The organism is Escherichia sp. KS167_9B (assembly GCF_030295215.1).
Classification (GTDB): domain Bacteria; phylum Pseudomonadota; class Gammaproteobacteria; order Enterobacterales; family Enterobacteriaceae; genus Escherichia; species Escherichia coli_F.
This window is the reverse complement of sequence record NZ_AP025754.1, coordinates 5,286,273-5,301,569: the sequence shown is the minus strand read 5'-3', so window position 1 is coordinate 5,301,569 and position 15,297 is coordinate 5,286,273. Positions and strand designations below refer to the sequence as shown.

The window sequence follows — 15,297 nt, the reverse complement described above, 5'->3', positions numbered from 1 at the left end:
GATGAGAAGTGACTTCAAGTACTCTAAATGCCACGTAAAACTTTTCAATCAAAATAAGAGGTTTTTATGAAAAAACAAGATGTTATCCCTTATATGTTAAAAGTAATGAATGAAAAAGGAAAAGTTGCTTTCCAGCCAGCATGGTTCCCTGAGAACGATAATCATGAAGAAACTTTCGATTCTCTTTGCGAGTTATACCGTGAAGGAAAAATCACAATGGAAGGAGGTTATTACTTCGATCTAATTTTTATCCTGTAATCTGACTATCAAAAGTATTATCGCAGGCACTCAGTGAATGCCTGCGGTAATGCCGTTCGTGATAAGCGAGGTTAACAAACCATTATCAAGCCCATCCGTAGATAGGCTTTGTAATGAACTGGCTCTTATCTCAACGCAGCCCCTTACCGCGCGCCAGATGTTTAACCTCAAGCATCAGCAATGAGATGTTTAATCTGGATTCACTCCAGAAGTAATCACCACCCTTTCTACAGAGCCAGATGTGAAGGATGATGAGTAAAATTATCGCTATCATCGAAGGCATTGCGTCCTGATGTATTCCTGAAGCGTTCTCAGTGCTGTCTGGTCGCTGATGATTCCGTCCCGGATACCGAGAACGTTTCGTCCAGCAACTGGAGAGAGTTCGACGGTGGCATCATTGCCCATGCCGGAGGCGCTGGAGGTTTCGGCTGAGGATGGCACAGGGCATTTTCCTTTGACGAACACCCGACCACCATTATCAAGCTTGCGCCGAAGAGCATCATTTTCAGCTTTCGCATCAGCTAACTCCTTCGTGTATTTAGCATCGAGTGCATCAGCAGCACGCTGGCGCTGCTGCATGTCAATAATGGTGGCGGTTGCCTGCTTCAGCTCACTGACTTTTTTATCACGCTGTTCTTTGTAGGCGATGGCGTTATCACGGTAATGATTGACCGCCCACGACAGGCAGACGATGATGCAGATAACCAGAGCATAAATAATCGCGGCGACTCTGCTCACTGATCTATCCCCCAACAGGCTAATGCGCTTTCCTGGTCACGACGAATAACCTGTCCATAGCAGTTATTTGAACGTATGCGGCAATCGCGCCCACCATCTTTTATCCACCAGCGAATCGCCTCGCATGCGCCCTTACGATCACCGGCATTCAGCCGCTTATAAAACGTCGACGGAAAACACTTACCGGGGCCAATGTTATAGGGACAAAATGACGCGATCCCCGCTTTTTGTGGTTCTGTCAGTGGCACTTTAATATTGCGTTCCACCCATGCCAGCGCCTTATCACGCTCAATGGCGTTAACCTGGGCGCATTTTTCCTTCGTCAGTTTCATGCCTGGAATAACAGGTTTACCATCAACCATTGTTGCCCCCCGACAGATGGTCCATATTCCGGAGCCATCACGGTATGCCGTTGTGTGGTTACCTTCTTTTTCGTCAAGAAACTGGTCAAGTATTTGAGGAGCAGACGCTCCTGCAGCAATCAGCGCCAGAACGGCTGCTGACAGGCCGTATTTGATTTTAGCATTCATGGATATTTATCAGGATTTATCAGCTTCTAATCTCTAGATATGTTAAGCACTCAGCCCGTCAGTGGTGGATACTGGCGTATGTAATAAAGGGGGGATGGCTGATTACCTCTGATAAGGGAATGTAACTATGAACGGTATAGATCCATTCAAACCAATCAGTAAGCAACTTGATGTGGTATTACCACAACTGATAAAACACGACGACACTTCTGGATAAAGTGTTGCCTTTTTATATTGCTGTTACCGCAAAATTATCAGGTAAAACTCGAGAAGAGGTTCTCAAATATAACATGCTGGCTTTAGAAACAATTTTCGGCTCAGAAAAAGCAGGAAAATCACCCAAAGAGCTGGCAGAATCTCAATTTGCTTATATGACAAATATAAGAGTATCCGAAATCTTTGATAAGCGTAAGCGTCAACGGAGCACCGTATTGACGCTTATTTATTGGTGAGAACCACGTTCCATGGCAGGAGTTCGTCAACACGGTTGGAGGGCCATTCCGGCAGTACGCTCAGAATATGGCGCAGATACGCTTCCGGATCGATACCGTTCAGACGGCAGGTGCCGATCAGCCCGTATAGCAGTGCACCACGCTCGCCACCGTGATCGCTACCGAAGAACACGTAATTTTTCTTTCCAAGACAGACTGCACGAAGCGCTCTTTCCGCTGTGTTATTGTCCGTCTCCGCCAGTCCGTCATCACTGTAATAACAGAGGGCGTCCCACTGATTCAGTACATAGCTGAACGCTTCGCCCAGTCTGGATTTTTTCGACAGCGTGCCATTCTTCTCCACCATCCATTCATGCAGCGACGTCAGTAACGCTTTGCTTCGCTGCTGTCTGACTGCAAGACGCTCTGACTCTGGTAATCCCCGTATTTCATCCTCGATGGCGTACAGTTCACTGATTCGCTTCAGGGCTTCTTCTGCCGTCGCACTTTTGCTGCTGATGTATACATCGTGGATTTTTCTCCGGGCATGGGCCCAGCACGCAACTTCTGTCAGCGCACCACCTTCACGTTCTGCACTGAACAGCCTGTCATAACCTGTGAACGCATCCGCCTGCAGGATACCCCGGAAGGGGCGGAGGTGTTGCTCCGGGTGTTTCCCCTGCCGGTTCGGTGAGTACGCGAACCAGACCGCCGGAGGAGATGACGAACCCGCATTGCGATCATCCCGGACATACGTCCAGATGCGCCCTGTTTTCGTCTTTTTCAAGCCCGGTGCCAGTACCTTTACCGGTGTGTCGTCAGTGTGAAGCTTGCGGGTATTCATCACATAACGGTACAGGGCATCATTCAGCGGCATCATTAACTGGCAGCACGCGTCAACCCAGTTGGAGAGTAATGCACGGCTCAGTTCGACACCCTGTCGGGCAAAGATTTCACTCTGACGATACAGTGGCAGGTGTTCGCAGTATTTTCCCGTTAACACGCGGGCAAGTAATCCGGGGCCCGCGATACCACGCTCTATCGGGCGGGACGGCGCCGGTGCTTCAATGATGCAGTCACATTTTGTACAGGCTTTTTTTACCCGTTCTGTGCGGATCACTTTCAGGGCGCTGCTCACCAGTTCCAGCTGCTCAGTACTGACTTCCCCCAGATAATCCAGCTCGCCGCCACATTCCGGGCAACAACTTTCTTCAGACTCCAGACGGTGTATTTCACGGGGAAGGTGTGCCGGTAACGGACGACGATGGCGCGACTGTCGCAACTGGCGGGGAACCTGTGGATCGTCTTCCCGCCCACTGTAACGATCGCTGTCCTGTTCGCGTTGTTTCAGCAGGGCCTCAGCCTGTTCAACTTCACGACGCAGTTTTTCAGAACGGGTACCGAACAGCATCCGGCGCAGTTTTTCTATCTGAGCCCGCAGATGTTCTATTTCCCGTTCATCTTCTTCGATCTTTTCTTCGGCACGTGCCAGTGCAGAGCGCAGGAAGGCCTCCGTCTCTTCAACCAGACTCAGTTGCTGGTCTTTCTGACGGAGCTGGCTTTCCAGTTCTGCAATGCGAATGAGGTATTTCTGACTCATGGCCGTTTTTATAATGCGGCCAGGCGTTTTTTACAACATTGTCAGGGCGTTAAGGCGGGATGTTTTTGGCTGACGCCAGTCCAGCTTATCGAGGAGCATTGCCAGTTGCGAGCGGGTAATGGATACCTTACCGTCACGCACCGCAGGCCAGATAAACTGGCCTTCCTCCAGGCGTTTGGTGAACAGGCACAGACCATCAGCATCAGCCCAAAGAATTTTAACGGTGTCACCCCGTCGGCCACGGAAGATAAACAGGTGACCGGAGAAGGGATTAACATTTAACACATGCTGTACCTGTTCACCCAGCCCGTTGAAAGACTTACGCATATCGGTTATCCCGGCAACGAGCCAGATACGGGTACCGGATGGGAGTGAGATCATCTTCCCCTCCCGGTCAGTTCACGAATCAATACAGTGAGCAGCTCTGGTGAAGGATTTTCCAGCGTCATGTTACCGTGACGGAACTCCACCTTGCAGGAGCTGGCACTGACAGTAGTCTGAGTGGATAAGGGCGGAGTAAGAGCAGCCATCGGTTCTTTCGGCTCATCAGAGGTTATCTCTACAGGTAATAATTCAAGGCCTGCATCAGAAGTGGTTGTCACCGGAAGACGCCGTGATATACGCCCTTCGTTTTGCCAGAGTCTGAGCCATTTGAAAATAACATTATCATTGACGCCATTTTCTCGTGCAATCTGAGCCACACAAGCACCGGGTTGTGATGCCAGTTCAACCATACGAAGTTTGAATTCATTCGAATACTTTTTACGAGGTTCTTTTCGCCAGTCCTGTAATTCCATACTTAGATGTCCGTCTGTGTCAGATGGGCGTCTAAGTTACCAATTCTTGTCTAATGGCTACATACGGCGGTCGGTTTACGCTTACTGATAAGCTACCAGACATTGAATAATTTCTAAGCGGCAGTAATGCCGCTTTATATTTTTTCAGCCAAATCTCTCAAGAACTGTTTGGCATGTTTTACCGCAGTAACTTCATAATAATCCAAGCCAGCTCCTTCAAGTCGCTCAAGGTTGATGTTCAGATCAAAAATTTCACCGGCAAAACGTTCTTTGTCCTGTAACGTTAAGATTACCGTAACTTTATTCTCAAAATTGCGGGTCCCTTTCACAATCAGTTCATAGTTTTTAGTCATTGTCTTACTCTCCTCTCGCAGCCTTACGCCTGTCTTCTTTAATCTTAAAATAAAGGTTTGTCAGGTACGTCAGCAGGCCAAATACCAGACTACCCAGCACACCTATTGCCGCCCACTGTGAGGGCGTGACTTTATCGAGAAACTGTAAAAACCAGTACCCGGCACTACCGGCTGAGGTACCATAGGCGACACCCGTTGTTAACTTATCCATGTATTTCATAACCCCACCTCGCAGATGCGGGTGCTGTGTAATGGAAATAAAAAGGCCACCTTACGTGGCCACCAGTATTATTTCCCCACCAGCTCGTTTATCTCTTTCACTGTGAACCGCCCCGGTTTTCCTGGAGAGTGTTTTATCTGTGAACTCAGGCTGCCAGATCATCGTTTCTGATGGAAGCATAATAAGCTTTTTCTGCTTCTGCCGGAGGGATATGACCCAGCCTTCCCAGCAATCGTCGATTGTTATACCAGTCCACCCACGTGAGTGTGGCCAGTTCCACTTCTGCACGGTTTTTCCAGCTCTTACGGTGTATTACCTCCGCTTTGTAAAGACCATTGATGCTCTCCGCCATCGCGTTGTCATACGAGTCACCTGTACTCCCTGTTGATGCCAGCAGTTTTGCTTCTTTTAGTCGCTCCGTATAGGCCAGTGATACATACTGAGAACCTTTATCACTGTGATGGACTGTGCCGGACGGCCGACGGGCCCACAACGCCTGCTCCAGTGCATCCAGCACGAATGTCGTTTCCATAGACGATGAGACTCGCCACCCCACGATACATCCGGCAAACACATCAATGATGAACGCCACATAGACGAAGCCCTGCCATGTGCTGACGTAAGTAAAATCAGCCACCCACAGCTGGTCAGGACGTTCTGCCACGAACTGACGGTTTACGCGGTCGCCTGCGGAAACGGCTTTCCGGCTGACGGTAGTACGGACCTTTTTACCCCGGAGAACACCGGCAAGTCCCATAACCGCCATGAGGCGCGCCACTGTACATCTGGCCACCCTGATACCTTCGCGTAACAACTGGCGCCAGACTTTACGCACACCGTACACCTGATGATTTTCATCGTATACGCGCTGTATCTCTCTCTTCAGCCAGTCATCGCGCTGAGCACGGGCACTGCGTTTATCAGGATGATGTCGCTGTTGCTGACAGTGGTAATACGTTGACGGGGCAATATGCAGCTCACTGCATACCGGTCCGACCCCGTACTGCTCACGCAGCTTATCCAGCAGTGGCATTATTTTTTCCAGAGGCGGTCGAACTCCGCCTTCGCAAAATAAGCGGAAGCCTGGCGAAGGATATCGTTACTGCGGCGCAGTTCACGATTTTCACGTTCCAGCTCTTTCAGACGCTGACGTTCAGCGGTGGTGAGTCCACCATCACCGCCCCCGGTATCCCGCTCATGCTGACGAACCCACACACGCAGAGTCTCTGGTGTACAGCCAATCTTTGGGGCAATGGAACAAATTGCCGCCCATTGTGAGTCATATTCGCCCTGACTTTCCAGAACCATACGGACTGCCCGTTGACGGACCTCGGGGGAAAAACGTGTATTTTTAGTCATCCTGTTTACCTCTTTCTCAGGGAGTTTAGTCTCCAGGATTCCCGGGGCGGTTCAGAGGGTTGATAATTTACAACGCGGATAACAGCAGTGTTATATGTGGTAAAGAACTGGAAGGCGGCTCTGCTGTTTTCGGACAAATGTTAATCGGCAATGCCTATTCAACAACCCCGGTATCAAAAGTCAGATTTACTATCGCTCAAGTTAATAACGATACAAAAGTGTGGGCCGATATGTGGATGGAAACTCAAATGGCAATGGGGCAAGTACAACAAATGGCTATAACAGACAACGCAAGCAAAAACACTATCCAACAACGTCTTGATAGACTGGCCCCCTGAATCTCCAGACAACCAGTATCACTTAAATAAGTGATAGTCTTAATACTAGTTTTTAGACTAGTCATTGGAGAACAGATGATTGATGTCTTAGGGCCGGAGAAACGCAGACGGCGTACCACACAGGAAAAGATCGCAATTGTTCAGCAGAGCTTTGAACCGGGGATGACGGTCTCCCTCGTTGCCCGGCAACATGGTGTAGCAGCCAGCCAGTTATTTCTCTGGCGTAAGCAATACCAGGAAGGAAGTCTTACTGCTGTCGCCGCCGGAGAACAGGTTGTTCCTGCCTCTGAACTTGCTGCCGCCATGAAGCAGATTAAAGAACTCCAGCGCCTGCTCGGCAAGAAAACGATGGAAAATGAACTCCTCAAAGAAGCCGTTGAATATGGACGGGCAAAAAAGTGGATAGCGCACGCGCCCTTATTGCCCGGGGATGGGGAGTAAGCTTAGTCAGCCGTTGTCTCCGGGTGTCGCGTGCGCAGTTGCACGTCATTCTCAGACGAACCGATGACTGGATGGATGGCCGCCGCAGTCGTCACACTGATGATACGGATGTGCTTCTCCGTATACACCATGTTATCGGAGAGCTGCCCACGTATGGTTATCGTCGGGTATGGGCGCTGCTTCGCAGACAGGCAGAACTTGATGGTATGCCTGCGATCAATGCCAAACGTGTTTACCGGATCATGCGCCAGAATGCGCTGTTGCTTGAGCGAAAACCTGCTGTACCGCCATCGAAACGGGCACATACAGGCAGAGTGGCCGTGAAAGAAAGCAATCAGCGATGGTGCTCTGACGGGTTCGAGTTCTGCTGTGATAACGGAGAGAGACTGCGTGTCACGTTCGCGCTGGACTGCTGTGATCGTGAGGCACTGCACTGGGCGGTGACTACTGGCGGCTTCAACAGTGAAACAGTACAGGACGTCATGCTGGGAGCGGTGGAACGCCGCTTCGGCAACGATCTTCCGTCGTCTCCAGTGGAGTGGCTGACGGATAATGGTTCATGCTACCGGGCTAATGAAACACGCCAGTTCGCCCGGATGTTGGGACTTGAACCGAAGAACACGGCGGTGCGGAGTCCGGAGAGTAACGGAATAGCAGAGAGCTTCGTGAAAACGATAAAGCGTGACTACATCAGTATCATGCCCAAACCAGACGGGTTAACGGCAGCAAAGAACCTTGCAGAGGCGTTCGAGCATTATAACGAATGGCATCCGCATAGTGCGCTGGGTTATCGCTCGCCACGGGAATATCTGCGGCAGCGGGCTTGTAATGGGTTAAGTGATAACAGATGTCTGGAAATATAGGGGCAAATCCAATTACCTGTACTAGCTATAACTCCAACTGACAATTTGAGTAGCCAGAACGAAATCAAGTTTGACAGCCCGCTTTGAGAGAAAAGCAAAAAATACGCTGCTGTACGGCTGATAAAAGAAACTAAGAATGCAAATTACCAGCCTGAAGACCATCGTTATGCCAGTACCACTATATATCCCAGATCTCGCCATTATAAAGATGCTCGCTAATCTTTGGTGGATTTTTCTTAACATTAGGGTGACTCGCCAAAATGAGTCTTAATGTCCTGATAGCAACATAGGCCTTTATAACAATATCCCTTTGTTGTTTGAAATACTCCTGATTGAAGTTATTGTTATCGATGGCATGTGCTGGTTTTTGTCTAAGTTGCCTTACCTTTCTAAAGGTGTCAATCATATCTTTAACTGGCGCAGGATCTGTTGGCTGGAAATATTTATCAAGCCATGACTCAAGTATTTGTATAGTGCCTTTAGGCCTTACGACTATTTTCCCATCCTCGCGCTCCTCTTCAATTTCAAGCTCCACATCATCCTCGAAGAATTTCTTATTAAGATTGTCGGACATCATTTTATCCAACAAAAGCATGAAATTATTAAATTCTGAACGAGTTGGTCGCAAAAGAAACCCGAACTCTTTAGGCATGTCATCGCTGTAATCTTTTCTAAAAAGTTCAGCCTTTCCTATTAACACGCTCATTTTATTAATTATTTTAAGTTCTTCCGTAAATGCACTAAAAATAGAAATTTTAGTCCCCCAAGCTCCTAATATGCTTGCAGCATAGTAATCGGGATGCAACTTTATATCTCCTTTTACTTCTTTCGCTGCCCAAACATTTTGGTGTTCAGGACTGAGATCACTCAGGTATCTCAAGAAAACTGCAACATATCTATTTAGACTGTCATCATAAGCAAACCCAAATGTTTTAAGCAATATTTGATCGTGTTCAGGAATATTGTCTGATTCATAATACTCATCCGTAATAGATATTTCCCCATGTATAAAGTCTGTAAAGTATGAATAACGTGGATCATTTCGGTAGTATTCCAAAACAGACAAATCAAAAGTTCTATAGTCAAATTGTCCCGCACCTCTTGCTAGCTCCATTTCATATGGTGACTTACTATAAGCAGAAAGCTTACTAGATTTGGCTAGCATATTTTCATGGGGATATAAGCATATGTAATCTAAACTCTCTGAATCATCGAAATTCTTAAGGATATTATCCTTGGGGATTTTTGAAAACGCTTTAATATGAGGGTTATCCCCAAAACAAGCAGTTAAAATATCATCTTCGATTCCTTTTCTAACCAAAACTTTGAAAGTTTCGCTTTTGGTATCTAAAAGACCATCTAATTTATAAATAGGCAATCCATTAAAATCACCTGATGAAAAATATTGTTCCTCGACTATTTCATATATTTCTTTAATCATCTCACAATCCCAATATATGGTTGTTTACAATTTGTTTAAATAGTCACCAGCCAAGCTAAGCGATTGTATATTCATTACGTTCGAAACTATTTATTGTGTAACAATATCAGCTAAGTTACTGGCTATAGTATATGAGTTTAAAATTCTGCGCTCTCATAAGCATACTATATATAGTTATACCCCGAGTGATTGTGCTAAGCAACTGATTGCGCCCTACTAGATTTTATTTTTATAGTAAAATGTAGACCTCACTTCTAGCTTGGAGTTATTCCCTATTTATTAAGTACTACGTCCATACATGGCATAGTGCTACCTGTCAGCTCAGGTTTGGCACTGTGCCATAATAGCTGTTTCAGCTCACGTCTGAACAAATATAAATAACCCCCTCACTTAGAAGTTTTCTAACGGTCCATTTCTAGCTCAATTTCTAACATCATTAACATGCCATCAACTACACCTTCAGCCTTTTGCAATAAACGCCCAACCCAGCAATCAGAACGCCCATGTTTACGGGCAAGCGCCATAAACGTCATACCACCTACATAATAATCCACTAATAAATCGTGCAAATCGCTGTTGTTCTTTTTCAGGCGAGCCATGCACCCACAAATGATCATCGCGTCATCGTCACAACATTGCGGGCGGGATTTTACTTTTGAAGGGATTAGTCCTTTAAATCCTGCAGCAATAGACGACCAGGTGACATCCTCGTGATTATTTGCCACCCATGCACCCCAACGTTCAAGAACCATTTGAATATCACGCATCAACTTTCTCCACAAAATCAGGCCAGCACGCCAATTGCCAGCGCACGATCGATAAAACGAAATATCAGCTCCAACTGGGAGCCATACATCTCTTCAAATGCCACGGTATCCGCATGCAGCTCGTCGTGATGCTTTCTGCACAAAGGCAACACAAAGAGGTCATGCGCTTTTGTACCCATTCCACCCTGACCGTGACCTATCAGGTGGTGGGGATCATCAGCAGGCTTTCCACAACATGCACACGGCTGTGTCTTAACCCAGCGCGTGTACTTTTCATTAACCCAGCGGCGACGTTTTGGGCGTAACATAAAAGACTCCGGCGACTCTGGATCCACTTTCAGCGCCAGCACCTTTTTCGCTTTATCCTGGATAATGCTGGTGGCAGGAACCGAAGGAACAAGGTCACTCTCCCGGGTGACAGACGGCACAACAGGCTTCGGTAATCTCAGTGCCTTACGGGCTGCACTTTCCGGTAAGGCATCCGCCAGGTCATTACGAACCAGCCACCAGCACAGTTCCGGCATTGTCACAACGTGACTATCATCAAAACCGAGATCACGGCGCACAACAGATAACACCCAGCGGGCACAGTTATCCGTTGCCATTGATTCCAGCCGTTCCGTGAACTGATCGCGCAGCTGGTTATCGCAGTGCCAGCACAGACGGATTGCGCCCGGCGCGTGTCGCATTGTGGTCATGTTCTCGCTGTGCCAGTCGGAATGAGGCCACTGGCAGCCTTTTTCACGAAGTAACCAGCTTTCAAGACATTCCACGCCACCAGCACGACGGATCACTGCCTCATTGCGGAACACGGCCCGAACGGCAGGATCATCCGCCAGCGGTTGTGATGCCGCCGGAACGGCACCACTGGCGAAAGATGAATAACGTTCCGGCTCAGGCTCCAGCAGGACACGCCCCTGCATAAACAGGGGCATCAGCTCTGAACCTGGTCTGAACAATACGATCCCCATACGCGGGGCAATTTCAGGGGTCAGTAGTGCTCTCACGGTCACCTCAATGAACGGTATCGAGCAGCTTTAACAGCTCAGGGAATCGGGATTCGAAGAAATGCGGCTGCGTCTCGCGCGGATTTGCGGGACTGGTGATGTTCTTGCCGAACATGCAGCCTTTCGCCGTTAGCGACCAGAATTTTTTGATGTTGTTAATCGCGGTACGGCTGTATCGTTCGCGCTGTTCGACGATCCCCAGTTTCACCATCTGGTGATATGCCTGATTAGCTGTCAGGCGGATACCATACTGCTTCAGCAGTGCACTCAGTGACAGCGTGGGGCGGCTTGAGCCATCAGGCGCGTCAGCAGGAGCATCAATGGCATAGCGCGGTGCCAGATTCGGTAAGCCAACAGCCTCCTGGAGTTTCTGACAGGCACCAAGCACTGAAGAGTTAGACAGGTTTAACTCCCTGCGCATAAAGTCCAGCAGAATCACACCAGCCTGCATCTTGTCAGCAGCCTGCCCGGATAATTTTTCCGGTGCGCTGGTTACCATATCGAAAGTACGGATCACCTTCAGATGGAATGACGGGCTGATCCACATTGCATAGGCATACACCAGTTCTTTGCAGACATACGTCCCCTGGTTATTTCCGCCACGAATAACGTTAACTGGCTCTATATTGACCGAGTTGCAAATCTGCAACTCGCTTATTAAACGTTCAGTTTGCTCATTGCGGAGCCAGAATGCAGGCTTATGCTTATCCAGAGAACCGGCAGCCCTGTGCAGATCGTTCAGGCTGTAACGCCCATAAGCATCACGACGAACTTCAATACCATCAATGACCATCAGATTATTCATACTTCGTTTCTCCTCTTGCTCAGGCGGCTGCACCCGCCGTTTTCTCGTACTTACTGATAGTGATCTCGACCTTCCCTTCCGGGATAACCGGTCCCCACTCCACCAGCATTCTTTTCACCTGACTGTCGTCTTCCCACACACCCGCGTGGGTCAGGGCGTCAAACAGCGCCTTGTTATAGTTGTCCAGATCGCGGATCCGGTTATCCGGAGGAAACAACACGATCTCCACTGAAGCAGGTGCCGACGTTGGTTTCGGCAGACGACGTAACTGCTCAACTATTGCTGCGCACGCTGCGCTCTGGAATTTTCGCCCCGCCGCGCTTATCAGGCTCTTACCAGCAAACGCCCCTTTGTTGGGGTGTCGCCAGTACGTGTTCACGCTGGGCGGAAAAGGCAGGATCAGCTTCATACTTTCAGGCCCCTCTCATGTAACCAGTGGGTTGCACGCAGCCTTGCGTTTTCCTCACCGGTAAGCAGTGCGCGGATAATCCCGACCGCCTCGCTGTCGTCCTCCTTCACCGCGGTATGAAGCGTTATCCCCCGGGCCACGCCACGCTTTATCGTGATGACGCCTTTTTTCTCCAGTGCGCGAAGATGCTCTACCGCTGCATTCACTGAACGGTATCCCAGCATGGTTGCCACCTCCTGATTGGTTGGCGGAAAGCCACGCTCTTTCTGATAAGAAATCAGCATATCCAGCACCTGCTGCTGGCATTGAGTTAACGTCGTCATTACGCCCCCACGTAATTCCCTGACAGATACCACTCATCACTCGATACAGCGCGCTTGCTGCTTTTCCGTAAACACAGCTCACGACGCGCCAGAAAATTGTTTCGTTCTGGCTGGGAGTGGCTTTCACGGAATGCCGCCATCCACACGGTTGCAGCACGACGGTATAAGCCCCTAGACTCCAGTTTTTCAGCCTGGCGGGTCAGGCACAAAATCACCCGTGGATCGTTAGTGCCGACATAGAAATTGCGCACAGGTCTGGTTTCTCGAACTGGTTGTGGTTCCGGTTCCTGCGCTCTCTCAGTCAGGCGCGGGAAATGTCTGCGTGTATCTCCTTCACAACGGTGAGCCACACGCCCACTCTGACGTAACTTGCTTGCAGACTGCAGAACGCGCTGCCGTGAGTAACCTGCAAAAGCATCCGCAATGTCTCCGGAAGTACACCCCGGATGGGCTTCAATGAATTTCTGAACGTCATTTAACAGACTCATGATCACCCTCTGAATCCTGCCGGGATCTGGCTGTAGTCCACGTTGTCGTAACTGGCTTTGAAGTACGGGTCCTCGCGTTTTTCGGTGTACGTGCTGACGGACGGCGATAAGCGCAGGGAAAGCTCATCCCATTTTTCCCGCAGCTTCGACGGGCTGAGCACGTTACGGCACCAGAACGGATCGCGGCTGACGCGGCTGTACATCTCGCAGATTTGTTTGTGAGTACGCCCATCCTGTACACACATCAGGCGAATTTCGTTTGCCCAGGCTGTCCAGTTCGGTTCTTTGGGACGAACCACCTCGCCGTCACATTCGGCAGCCTGCTCGTACAGGGCGATGATTTTTTTCCAGAGCCACTGTGCGCAGGTCAAATCATCCTGCGTCCCCCACTGGCGCTTTTTAGGGCTGAATACAACCGCATCAGGATGGCGAGTTAAAAAATCCTGTTCAGCCGTCTGCGTGTCCGGTTGCGAAGCGTCCGGACGAGAAGGTTTTTTATCTGACGGATCATGTTTTGATTTTACTGACGGATCCCCGCCAGATTCTGACGGGTGAAAACCCGCTTTTTTGCCAGATTTCGACGCATCAAATTTTGACGGGTCAGATTTTGATGCGTCAGATTTTGACGGGTCAGAATCTGACAGTTGAGAAAATGCCGCTGCCTGAAGCTTCGCAACGTTAAGCTGATAAACATTCGACGCATTGCGGTTACCCTGGCGACGCGCCTTACGCGTTAACCAGCCTTCTGCTTCCAGCCGTGCGATAGCCGTTCTGACGGTACTCATCCCCGCGCCAATCTGACGGGCAATGGTTTCAATTGATGGCCAGCACACACCTTCGTCATTACTGAAATCAGCCAGGCGGGCCATAATTGCCACGCTGGATAACTTCATGCCTGATGCAGCGCAACCATCCCATACATAGCCGGTTAATTTAGTGCTCATGACCCACCTCTATTTCCCTGAATTTACGACGAAACTGTTCGAGCGGACTGAAGCATTCATGCTCATAACCTTCGCGGAGGTAGATAACCCGTTGTGTTTCCGGCTCCCAACGAATGACTCTGACGGGCACTCCGTAGTGATCTTTGAACCAGCGGTTAACTTGTCGCAAAGGACTGTCTCCTTCTGCCGGTTGAAATCACCCACAGCCCACTCTGCAAAGCTGTGGGTTACAATTTCCCTGTCACCTGGTACATTCACTGCATAGCAATATTCCACCTTCGCTTTTCCACCCGGTAAAGGAAGCGCAATCAGTTGCGAGCGACGGTAGTGTGTTGTTAAACTGTTCATGCGTTAGTTTCTCCACAACCAGAAGCAATCGACGCCACGACGCCCGGAGCTGCACACTCGCGGGCGTCATTACTTTCTGAAATGCAAAAAATTTTGTAGACAAGTGCTGCATGCTCCTGCAGCTTCGAAATTGAGAGATACAGCTCGTCGTTAATTGCTGTCTTCTCATGCGGTTCCACTACACCGTCTTCGATTGCTGAACGAATCTGTTTTGAATAACTGCCGATCTGTTCAATGACTTCCAGCAGACGCTGGTTAATATCGGCGTTGTCCACATCCTCGACGTCAGGAAGAGACACAAAGACGCCATTTGCAGACTGCGCCACAGCATCAGCAATGAAGTGAGTGCCACCAGCACGCTGTAAAACCATTGCCCATCCCAGCGGGAAAATCTGATCGCCATCTGCACGAAGGCGGTTGAATAAAGCGTTTTCTGTTACATCGAGCCAGTCAGCCGCTTCAGCGTAACCACCCGGCAACGCCGCGATAGTTTTTCTGACAGCTTTCACATACCACTCAGGCTGTTTTTCTATTTTCCAGTGATGCTTACCCACGATTAGCCTCATCGTTCTGTGGTTAAAAATTGAAAGTGTTCTGCTAATCTTTCGGATAGATATCCGGTCTTAAGTCAGATTTCGTAATTGCACCTGACGTGCATTGCTCAAGTTTTTTAGCCAGCACAAAACTGGCTTTTTTATAGCCATTGAAAACCAGCCGTAAGTAGCCAGGTGTTGAGCCAACTTTTCCGGCCAACTCGCCCTGCTGTTCTTTGGTTAAAGAGTCCCAATACGCTTTCATACAATATGTACCTCCGGTGTACATATTACATGATTGAAA

Annotated in this window: 24 protein-coding genes and 1 other annotated feature; of the genes, 4 read left to right on the top strand and 20 right to left on the bottom strand. The window is 49.0% G+C overall.

The window, feature by feature from the left end:
* The first annotated feature begins 66 nt into the window (after positions 1–66).
* Entirely contained in the window at positions 67–258 is a 192-nt protein-coding gene (locus QUE34_RS26310; protein WP_286338904.1) for a Kazal-type serine protease inhibitor family protein, read from the top strand.
* Positions 259–388: 130 nt separating this feature from the next.
* Here QUE34_RS26310 and QUE34_RS26305 read toward each other — a convergent pair whose 3' ends face one another.
* From QUE34_RS26305 to QUE34_RS26295, 3 genes are read right to left on the bottom strand one after another with little or no spacing between them, the layout of a single operon-like run.
* Entirely contained in the window at positions 389–541 is a 153-nt protein-coding gene (locus QUE34_RS26305; RefSeq protein ID WP_089551337.1) for a hypothetical protein, read from the bottom strand.
* Positions 529–996, bottom strand: a complete 468-nt coding sequence (locus tag QUE34_RS26300) for a lysis protein (protein ID WP_089551336.1) — start codon at positions 994–996, stop codon at positions 529–531. The genes QUE34_RS26305 and QUE34_RS26300 overlap by 13 nt, the downstream gene beginning before the upstream one ends.
* On the bottom strand, positions 993–1,526 hold the full coding sequence (locus QUE34_RS26295; protein ID WP_105268855.1) for a lysozyme: 534 nt from the start codon (positions 1,524–1,526) through the stop codon (positions 993–995). The genes QUE34_RS26300 and QUE34_RS26295 overlap by 4 nt, the downstream gene beginning before the upstream one ends.
* A 221-nt stretch (positions 1,527–1,747) precedes the next feature.
* Between QUE34_RS26295 and QUE34_RS26290 the strand changes: the two genes are divergently transcribed.
* Positions 1,748–1,978: a hypothetical protein gene (locus QUE34_RS26290; protein ID WP_286338903.1), complete on the top strand. Its 231-nt coding sequence runs from the start codon at positions 1,748–1,750 to the stop codon at positions 1,976–1,978.
* On the opposite strand, the gene tnpC is transcribed toward QUE34_RS26290, so the two are convergent.
* From tnpC to QUE34_RS26260, 6 genes are all read right to left on the bottom strand, one after another.
* On the bottom strand, positions 1,965–3,557 hold the full coding sequence (gene tnpC / locus QUE34_RS26285) for an IS66 family transposase (protein WP_000080223.1): 1,593 nt from the start codon (positions 3,555–3,557) through the stop codon (positions 1,965–1,967). The genes QUE34_RS26290 and tnpC overlap by 14 nt on opposite strands.
* A gap of 30 nt (positions 3,558–3,587) precedes the next feature.
* Positions 3,588–3,938, bottom strand: coding sequence for an IS66 family insertion sequence element accessory protein TnpB (gene tnpB / locus QUE34_RS26280; RefSeq protein WP_000624677.1), 351 nt, complete (start codon positions 3,936–3,938; stop codon positions 3,588–3,590).
* On the bottom strand, positions 3,935–4,354 hold the full coding sequence (tnpA, locus tag QUE34_RS26275; RefSeq protein ID WP_000422696.1) for an IS66-like element accessory protein TnpA: 420 nt from the start codon (positions 4,352–4,354) through the stop codon (positions 3,935–3,937). The genes tnpB and tnpA overlap by 4 nt, the downstream gene beginning before the upstream one ends.
* Before the next feature lie 134 nt (positions 4,355–4,488).
* A complete protein-coding gene (locus QUE34_RS26270; RefSeq protein WP_000165360.1) occupies positions 4,489–4,707 on the bottom strand; it encodes a DUF1327 domain-containing protein in 219 nt (72 codons plus the stop codon).
* Between the two features lie 4 nt (positions 4,708–4,711).
* Positions 4,712–4,927, bottom strand: coding sequence for a phage lysis protein EssD (gene essD / locus QUE34_RS26265; RefSeq protein WP_105268854.1), 216 nt, complete (start codon positions 4,925–4,927; stop codon positions 4,712–4,714).
* A gap of 145 nt (positions 4,928–5,072) precedes the next feature.
* Positions 5,073–6,286 (bottom strand): IS3 family transposase gene (locus tag QUE34_RS26260; RefSeq protein WP_394295875.1). Its coding sequence is split into 2 segments (ribosomal slippage): positions 5,073–5,998 and positions 5,998–6,286, totalling 1,215 coding nucleotides; the frame shifts between segments, so codons are not numbered across the junction.
* Positions 5,889–6,005 (bottom strand) — a sequence feature (AL1L pseudoknot). Its footprint overlaps the gene before it by 117 nt.
* Before the next feature lie 59 nt (positions 6,287–6,345).
* Between QUE34_RS26260 and QUE34_RS26255 the strand changes: the two genes are divergently transcribed.
* Together QUE34_RS26255 and QUE34_RS26250 are read left to right on the top strand one after the other, a co-directional pair.
* Entirely contained in the window at positions 6,346–6,624 is a 279-nt protein-coding gene (locus tag QUE34_RS26255; protein ID WP_286338902.1) for a hypothetical protein, read from the top strand.
* 75 nt (positions 6,625–6,699) lie between these two features.
* Positions 6,700–7,928 (top strand): IS3-like element IS2 family transposase gene (locus tag QUE34_RS26250; RefSeq protein WP_088895425.1). Its coding sequence is split into 2 segments (ribosomal slippage): positions 6,700–7,015 and positions 7,015–7,928, totalling 1,230 coding nucleotides; the frame shifts between segments, so codons are not numbered across the junction.
* A 178-nt stretch (positions 7,929–8,106) separates the two neighbouring features.
* Here the strand turns inward: QUE34_RS26250 and QUE34_RS26245 are convergent.
* The 11 genes from QUE34_RS26245 to QUE34_RS26195 form a co-directional block, all read right to left on the bottom strand.
* Positions 8,107–9,369, bottom strand: coding sequence for a hypothetical protein (locus QUE34_RS26245; protein WP_286338901.1), 1,263 nt, complete (start codon positions 9,367–9,369; stop codon positions 8,107–8,109).
* Positions 9,370–9,770: 401 nt separating this feature from the next.
* Complete coding sequence (locus tag QUE34_RS26240; protein WP_001204819.1) at positions 9,771–10,136, bottom strand: antiterminator Q family protein; 366 nt, start codon at positions 10,134–10,136, stop codon at positions 9,771–9,773.
* A gap of 17 nt (positions 10,137–10,153) precedes the next feature.
* A complete protein-coding gene (locus QUE34_RS26235; RefSeq protein ID WP_032176009.1) occupies positions 10,154–11,143 on the bottom strand; it encodes a DUF968 domain-containing protein in 990 nt (329 codons plus the stop codon).
* A gap of 7 nt (positions 11,144–11,150) precedes the next feature.
* A complete protein-coding gene (locus QUE34_RS26230; RefSeq protein ID WP_001061404.1) occupies positions 11,151–11,948 on the bottom strand; it encodes a KilA-N domain-containing protein in 798 nt (265 codons plus the stop codon).
* Positions 11,949–11,967: 19 nt separating this feature from the next.
* Positions 11,968–12,357 carry a RusA family crossover junction endodeoxyribonuclease gene (locus tag QUE34_RS26225; protein WP_000767113.1) on the bottom strand — a complete coding sequence of 130 codons (390 nt, stop codon included), beginning with the start codon at positions 12,355–12,357 and terminating at the stop codon, positions 11,968–11,970.
* The gene (locus QUE34_RS26220; protein ID WP_286338900.1) at positions 12,354–12,680 is read right to left on the bottom strand and encodes a LexA family protein; all 327 of its coding nucleotides are present in this window, start codon (positions 12,678–12,680) and stop codon (positions 12,354–12,356) included. Before QUE34_RS26220 ends, QUE34_RS26225 begins: the two co-directional genes overlap by 4 nt.
* A complete protein-coding gene (locus QUE34_RS26215) occupies positions 12,680–13,174 on the bottom strand; it encodes a PerC family transcriptional regulator (RefSeq protein ID WP_286338899.1) in 495 nt (164 codons plus the stop codon). Before QUE34_RS26215 ends, QUE34_RS26220 begins: the two co-directional genes overlap by 1 nt.
* Complete coding sequence (locus QUE34_RS26210) at positions 13,171–14,112, bottom strand: helix-turn-helix domain-containing protein (protein ID WP_000104942.1); 942 nt, start codon at positions 14,110–14,112, stop codon at positions 13,171–13,173. Before QUE34_RS26210 ends, QUE34_RS26215 begins: the two co-directional genes overlap by 4 nt.
* Positions 14,102–14,281, bottom strand: a complete 180-nt coding sequence (locus QUE34_RS26205; protein WP_001250269.1) for a DUF4222 domain-containing protein — start codon at positions 14,279–14,281, stop codon at positions 14,102–14,104. The genes QUE34_RS26210 and QUE34_RS26205 overlap by 11 nt, the downstream gene beginning before the upstream one ends.
* Before the next feature lie 175 nt (positions 14,282–14,456).
* Complete coding sequence (gene ymfL, locus QUE34_RS26200) at positions 14,457–15,014, bottom strand: protein YmfL (RefSeq protein WP_000515829.1); 558 nt, start codon at positions 15,012–15,014, stop codon at positions 14,457–14,459.
* A gap of 43 nt (positions 15,015–15,057) precedes the next feature.
* Positions 15,058–15,258, bottom strand: coding sequence for a helix-turn-helix domain-containing protein (locus QUE34_RS26195; protein WP_000649477.1), 201 nt, complete (start codon positions 15,256–15,258; stop codon positions 15,058–15,060).
* Positions 15,259–15,297 lie beyond the last annotated feature (39 nt).

Bases quoted from the DNA above. Each gene is read 5' to 3' on its own strand.
- QUE34_RS26310 (WP_286338904.1), top strand. From the start codon at position 67: ATGAAAAAACAAGATGTTATCCCTTATATGTTAAAAGTAATGAATGAA.
- QUE34_RS26305 (WP_089551337.1), bottom strand. From the start codon at position 541: ATGCCTTCGATGATAGCGATAATTTTACTCATCATCCTTCACATCTGG.
- QUE34_RS26295 (WP_105268855.1), bottom strand. From the start codon at position 1,526: ATGAATGCTAAAATCAAATACGGCCTGTCAGCAGCCGTTCTGGCGCTG.
- tnpC (WP_000080223.1), bottom strand. From the start codon at position 3,557: ATGAGTCAGAAATACCTCATTCGCATTGCAGAACTGGAAAGCCAGCTC.
- tnpB (WP_000624677.1), bottom strand. From the start codon at position 3,938: ATGATCTCACTCCCATCCGGTACCCGTATCTGGCTCGTTGCCGGGATA.
- tnpA (WP_000422696.1), bottom strand. From the start codon at position 4,354: ATGGAATTACAGGACTGGCGAAAAGAACCTCGTAAAAAGTATTCGAAT.
- QUE34_RS26270 (WP_000165360.1), bottom strand. From the start codon at position 4,707: ATGACTAAAAACTATGAACTGATTGTGAAAGGGACCCGCAATTTTGAG.
- essD (WP_105268854.1), bottom strand. From the start codon at position 4,927: ATGAAATACATGGATAAGTTAACAACGGGTGTCGCCTATGGTACCTCA.
- QUE34_RS26245 (WP_286338901.1), bottom strand. From the start codon at position 9,369: ATGATTAAAGAAATATATGAAATAGTCGAGGAACAATATTTTTCATCA.
- QUE34_RS26240 (WP_001204819.1), bottom strand. From the start codon at position 10,136: ATGCGTGATATTCAAATGGTTCTTGAACGTTGGGGTGCATGGGTGGCA.
- QUE34_RS26230 (WP_001061404.1), bottom strand. From the start codon at position 11,948: ATGAATAATCTGATGGTCATTGATGGTATTGAAGTTCGTCGTGATGCT.
- QUE34_RS26225 (WP_000767113.1), bottom strand. From the start codon at position 12,357: ATGAAGCTGATCCTGCCTTTTCCGCCCAGCGTGAACACGTACTGGCGA.
- QUE34_RS26220 (WP_286338900.1), bottom strand. From the start codon at position 12,680: ATGACGACGTTAACTCAATGCCAGCAGCAGGTGCTGGATATGCTGATT.
- QUE34_RS26210 (WP_000104942.1), bottom strand. From the start codon at position 14,112: ATGAGCACTAAATTAACCGGCTATGTATGGGATGGTTGCGCTGCATCA.
- QUE34_RS26195 (WP_000649477.1), bottom strand. From the start codon at position 15,258: ATGAAAGCGTATTGGGACTCTTTAACCAAAGAACAGCAGGGCGAGTTG.